Genomic DNA, 1,476 nt, shown 5'->3' on the forward strand with positions numbered 1-1,476 from the left:
GGTACCGACCCCCAAAAGTTAGAGTAAAAAACTAACTTTTGGGGGTGTTTTTATGGCGAAATATAGTGAGGAATTTAAAATAAAGCTTGTCACCGAGTATTTGTATGGAGACCTTGGTTATACGTTATTGGCGAGAAAATATAACATGCCCAGTAGTACCCCATTAAAAATTTGGGTGAAATCCTATAAAGCACAGGGAATGGATGGATTGAAACGAAGAAGGACAAAGAAGGGGTATTCTGTTCAATTTAAATTAGATGCTGTACAATTTATGATAGAAACAGGTGCTTCTTATCAAGAAACTGCTGTTCAATTTCATTTGAACAACCCTTCTTTAATTGTACGCTGGTTGACGGCATTTCGTAAACAAGGAATAGAAGGCCTGAAAACAAGATCAAAGGGGCGACCTTCTATGTCTAAAAAAACCAATAAGTATATAGAAAAAGAAGAGAAGAAGTTAACACGTGAAGAAGAATTAGAACGCGAGAATGAATTATTGCGACTAGAAAATGCGTACCTAAAAAAGTTGAGGGCTTTTCGGGAGAATCCAGATGCCTTCCACGAAAAGCACAAGCAAAGGTGGCATTCGAACTCAAAGAAGAAGGATTCCGATTAAAAGATATCCTCTGTGTGGTAGGTATTCCTGAAGCAACCTACCACTATCATGTGAAGAATTTTGGCAGAGAAGATTCGGATATAGAATTAACGGAACGCATTACATGCCTATTTGAAAAGTTTCATGAACGTTATGGTTATAAACGTATAACAAAAGAATTACAGAAATTAGGTCATCAAATTAATCATAAAAAAGTGTATCGTATTATGCGAGAATTGGGATTGAAATGTGTAAAATTCATGCGGAAATCACGTAAATACAATTCCTATAAGGGGAAAGTTGGAAAAGTGGCTAAAAACCGATTATCTCGCCGTTTTAACACACCTATTCCTTTACAAAAACTAGTAACGGACATTACAGAATTCAAATGCCATGGTGAAGAGAAGTTATATTTAAATCCGATTCTGGACCTTTATAACGGAGAAATTATTGCATTTGAAATCCAAAAGCGTCCAATGTTAGATCTAGTCATGAAACCTTTAAAAGAAACAATAGAAATAATAAAGAATCGTGCAACCTACCGCACCACCATCCATTCTGATCAAGGCTGGCATTACCAGCATAACCAATGGGTGAGAACATTAAAAGAAAATAAAGTATTCCAAAGTATGTCACGTAAAGCAACCTGCGCAGACAACGCATCGATGGAGAATTTCTTTGGCATTTTAAAGCAGGAAATGTATTATGGGGAAGAATTAGTAAGCTATGAAGAATTGAAAAGGCGTATTAAAGAATATATCTCCTGGTACAACCAGGAACGAGCAAAAGAAAAATTGGGTGGATTAAGTCCAGTCGATTACCGAACTCAATCCACCCAATCAGCTGCATAATAAAAACTCTAACTTATAGGGGTAAGCACC

Annotated in this window: 2 protein-coding genes; both read left to right on the forward strand. The window is 36.5% G+C overall.

Features of this window, described 5'->3' with window-relative positions; all coding sequences use genetic code 11:
* Positions 1-52: 52 nt before the first annotated feature.
* The gene (locus F1560_RS17965) at positions 53-616 is read left to right on the forward strand and encodes a helix-turn-helix domain-containing protein (RefSeq protein WP_149476025.1); all 564 of its coding nucleotides are present in this window, start codon (positions 53-55) and stop codon (positions 614-616) included.
* Positions 580-1,446, forward strand: coding sequence for an IS3 family transposase (locus tag F1560_RS17970; protein WP_187773766.1), 867 nt, complete (start codon positions 580-582; stop codon positions 1,444-1,446). Before F1560_RS17965 ends, F1560_RS17970 begins: the two co-directional genes overlap by 37 nt.
* The last annotated feature ends 30 nt before the right edge of the window (positions 1,447-1,476 follow it).

It is taken from the genome of Oceanobacillus polygoni (genome assembly GCF_008304605.1).
In the GTDB taxonomy this organism is placed as follows: domain Bacteria; phylum Bacillota; class Bacilli; order Bacillales; family Amphibacillaceae; genus Oceanobacillus; species Oceanobacillus polygoni.

Coding starts and splice junctions, on each gene's coding strand:
- F1560_RS17965 (WP_149476025.1), top strand. CDS start 53: ATGGCGAAATATAGTGAGGAATTTAAAATAAAGCTTGTCACCGAGTAT.